This window comes from uncultured Porphyromonas sp. (assembly GCF_934359325.1).
In the GTDB taxonomy this organism is placed as follows: domain Bacteria; phylum Bacteroidota; class Bacteroidia; order Bacteroidales; family Porphyromonadaceae; genus Porphyromonas_A.
Genome location: NZ_CAKRLH010000189.1, coordinates 1 through 3209 on the forward strand (window position 1 = coordinate 1; position 3209 = coordinate 3209).

The 3209-nt window shown below is 63.2% G+C and carries 3 protein-coding genes; all 3 read right to left on the minus strand.

The window, feature by feature from the left end; translation table 11 throughout:
• On the minus strand, positions 1–278 hold a 278-nt coding region (locus Q0F21_RS06685; protein ID WP_297238512.1), incomplete at its 3' end, for a hypothetical protein.
• A 16-nt stretch (positions 279–294) separates the two neighbouring features.
• On the minus strand, positions 295–948 hold the full coding sequence (locus Q0F21_RS06690) for a DUF805 domain-containing protein (protein ID WP_297238514.1): 654 nt from the start codon (positions 946–948) through the stop codon (positions 295–297).
• A 29-nt stretch (positions 949–977) separates the two neighbouring features.
• On the minus strand, positions 978–3209 hold a 2232-nt coding region (gene purL / locus Q0F21_RS06695; RefSeq protein WP_297238516.1), incomplete at its 5' end, for a phosphoribosylformylglycinamidine synthase.

Sequence of the window (3209 nt, forward strand, 5' to 3'; positions counted from 1 at the left end):
ACCGGCGCATCGAAGTAGGGTCGGTCGCCGTAGCCGGAGAGGATCCCCTCGATGCCGAAGGGGGCGATGAGCGCTGCTTTCGTCACGCCCACCCCGTCCAGTAGTGCCTGCGCTGCAAGGATAAGGAGGTAGAAGAGGACGATGAAGAGGTAGTAGCTCCAGAACTCCAGCCTCCTCGATCGGCCATCGAAGCTACCATACCGGCGCGTGAGAGCAGTCCAGAAGTAGCTCCACAGCGTCAGGTGTCGCTCGCCCGGCACGCGGGGAGCTTGCTCCATAAGGTCAGCCACCGGGTCAGACGATCTCGATGTCCATCTGCGCCCCGCGACGCTTCGGGTCGGGACCGTATCTATTCGGGCCCTTCTTCCCCGGCATCAGCGCCACGACGACGACAAAGAGGTGGAAGCCACAGACTACCAGTTCGGAGATGAAGTTGAGCGTCGCCTCCAGCTCGCCCTCAGCGATGTCGCTGTCGATCAGCCCCATGACGAGGAAGAAAAACTGCACCGCAAAGAGGATCAAGAAGACCCCGGTCGATATGCCCACATCGTGGAAGCGCCGCACCGTCACCGTCACCATAGGGATGAAGAAGATCGCCAGCACTAATGGTATGAGCCAGAAGGTCCAGGTCCCCTGAGCCATATCGAGGTAGAATCCGGGATTGCTAAGCTCCATCTCGGAGGGGCCATACCCCTTGATCGAGAAGTAGGTCTCCACGCAGCAGATCAGCACCGCCAGCAGGAGGAAGGCGATGAAGAAGGTGACAAAGCTCCAGAAAGCAAAGCGGCGCGCCCGACCGCTCAGGTCGGCATAGCGGGTCGTGATGCAGCGGACAAACCAGCCCCAGAGGCTTCGCGGCTCCTCCCGCATCGTGGGTGCGGAGTACTCCTCATCGACGTACTGATGTGGTCGCGGCTTCTCCGCCTGTTGATGATTCGTTTTACTCATGATAGATGATATCCATTATATAAGCCTGCTCAGCGGTGTGCCCGACACCACTCGTAGGCATTGACAAAAGCCTCAAACCATGGCGTCACCTCATCCCCCGCCTCCGGGTAGTACCCACACTGCCAGGGGAAGACGGACCGTTCCGGATGAGGCATCATCGCGAGATGACGCCCGTCGTCGCTCACCAGCGCCGCAATGCGGTCGGGTGAGCCGTTGGGATTGCCTGGGTACGCCTCGTAGCCGTAGCGGACGGCCACCGAGTAGCTGTGGGGGTCAGCCGAGAGGTCAAAGCGCCCCTCACCATGTGCCACCCAGCAGCCGAGCTTCGTGCCGGCAAGGCTGCCGAGCATCACGCTATTCGTCTCGGGGATCTCGAGGGTGAGGAAGGTGGACTCAAATTTTCCGCTCTCGTTGTGCAGAAGACGGAAGCTCCGCTCCTCGCCGTAGAGGAGGTCCAGCTTCCCCATCAGCTGACAGCCGTTGCAGATGCCGAGCGAGAGGGTATCGGGACGGGCGTAAAACTTCCGCAGCGCCTCGCTGGCCCGATCGTTGTACCGGAAGCCTGCGGCAAATCCGGTCGCCGCCCCCAGCACATCGCTATGAGAGAAGCCTCCGCAGAAGACGATCATCCGGCACTCCTCCAGCGTCTCGCGACCGCTCATCAGGTCGCTCATATGGACATCCCGCACATCGAAGCCGGCCAGCCAGAGGGCGTAAGCCATCTCTCGCTCGCCATTGGTCCCCTTGTCGCGGATGATGGCGCAGGTGATGCCGCTCCGCTCCTTCCGATCCCGGCTCTTGCCGTAGTCGGCGAGCGTGCGTCTCTGCCCGGGGCGTAGCCGGTAGTCCAGCGGCTGAGCGAGCTGCTCCCTGGCCCTCGACTCAGCGCACTCCTTGGACGCCTGCTCAGGTTCCATCAGGCGCGACGGAGTCTGCCAGGCACGGCGCATCTCATCGATATCTATCTCCTCCTTACCGATGCGCATCAGCCGCTCCTTGATCGGGAGGGCGGCGAGGACGGAGGCGACGCCCGCCTCCTCGAGTGACTTCATCACACCCTCCGGGTCAGCCACCTGGATCAGCACGCCGGGATTCTCGGCAAAGAGAACCTCCTCCAGAGGTCCCTCGCTGAGGAGATCGGCGGAGAGCTGCACTCCTCCCTCGGTGCGCGCATAGCACATCTCGAGGAGAGCGGTGACGAGACCGCCGGCGGACAGGTCGTGGATCGCCAGGATCCTCCCCTCACTAACCAGCTCCTGGATCGCACCGAAGGAGTCAGCAAAGTAGTCCACGTCCACAACGTCGGGCGTGGTGGAGCCCACCTTGCCGAGCGTCTGATAGAGAGCGGAACCACCGAGATGACGGTTGCAGAAGGAGAAGTCGACGTACAGCACCGCACTCCCCGGGGCGTCCTTCAGCACCGGGTCGGGGATCCGGCGGACGTCGGTCACCTCGGCTCCCGCGGTGACAATCAGCGTACCGGGAGCGGTGACCCGCTGCCCGTCGGGGTAGGTCTGGGTCATCGAGAGGGAGTCCTTGCCGGTCGGGATATTGATCCCGAGGGCTATGGCAAAGTCGGATGCCGCCCTAACGGCAGCGTAGAGTCGGGCATCCTCACCGGGGTTGCGACAGGGCCACATCCAGTTGGCGGAGAGCGAGACGCTCTCGAGCCCCTTCCGCAGGGGTGCTCCGACGATATTGGTCAGCGACTCGGCGATGGCGAGACGGGAGCCCGCCTCAGCGGAGATCATCGCTGCCACCGGCGCGTGACCGAGGGCCATCGCCATACCCGCCTCGCCCCGATAGTCGAGCGCCACGGCGCCGAGGTCAGAGAGGGGCAGCTGGAGCGGACCGCAGCACTGCTGGCGCGCCACCTTGCCAGTGACGGAGCGGTCCACCTTATTCGTCAGCCAGTCCTTGGAGCCGACACTCTCGAGTCGCTGCACGTCAGCGATGACATCGGCGAGCTTCTGCCCGGCGAGCGGGTTCTTATCGGGATCGGCAAAGGTGGTCTCCCTTGTCTCATCCTCCATGATCGTCTTGGGGGCGGAGCCGAAGAGGTGGCTCAGCTGGAGATCCAGCGCCGCCGGTGCGCCTGTCTCCTGGTGGTCAAAGACCAGCTTCCCACTTGCTTTGGCCTCCCCGACGGGATAGAAAGGTGCGCGCTCCCGCTCGGCAATGGCTCGCACGCCCTCGAGGTCCTCCTTATGGATCAGGATGCCCATACGCTCCTGCGACTCATTGCTCAGGATCTCCTTGTC

Excerpts from the sequence above, each read along its gene's own strand:
- Q0F21_RS06690 (WP_297238514.1), bottom strand. The coding sequence starts at position 948 with ATGAGTAAAACGAATCATCAACAGGCGGAGAAGCCGCGACCACATCAG.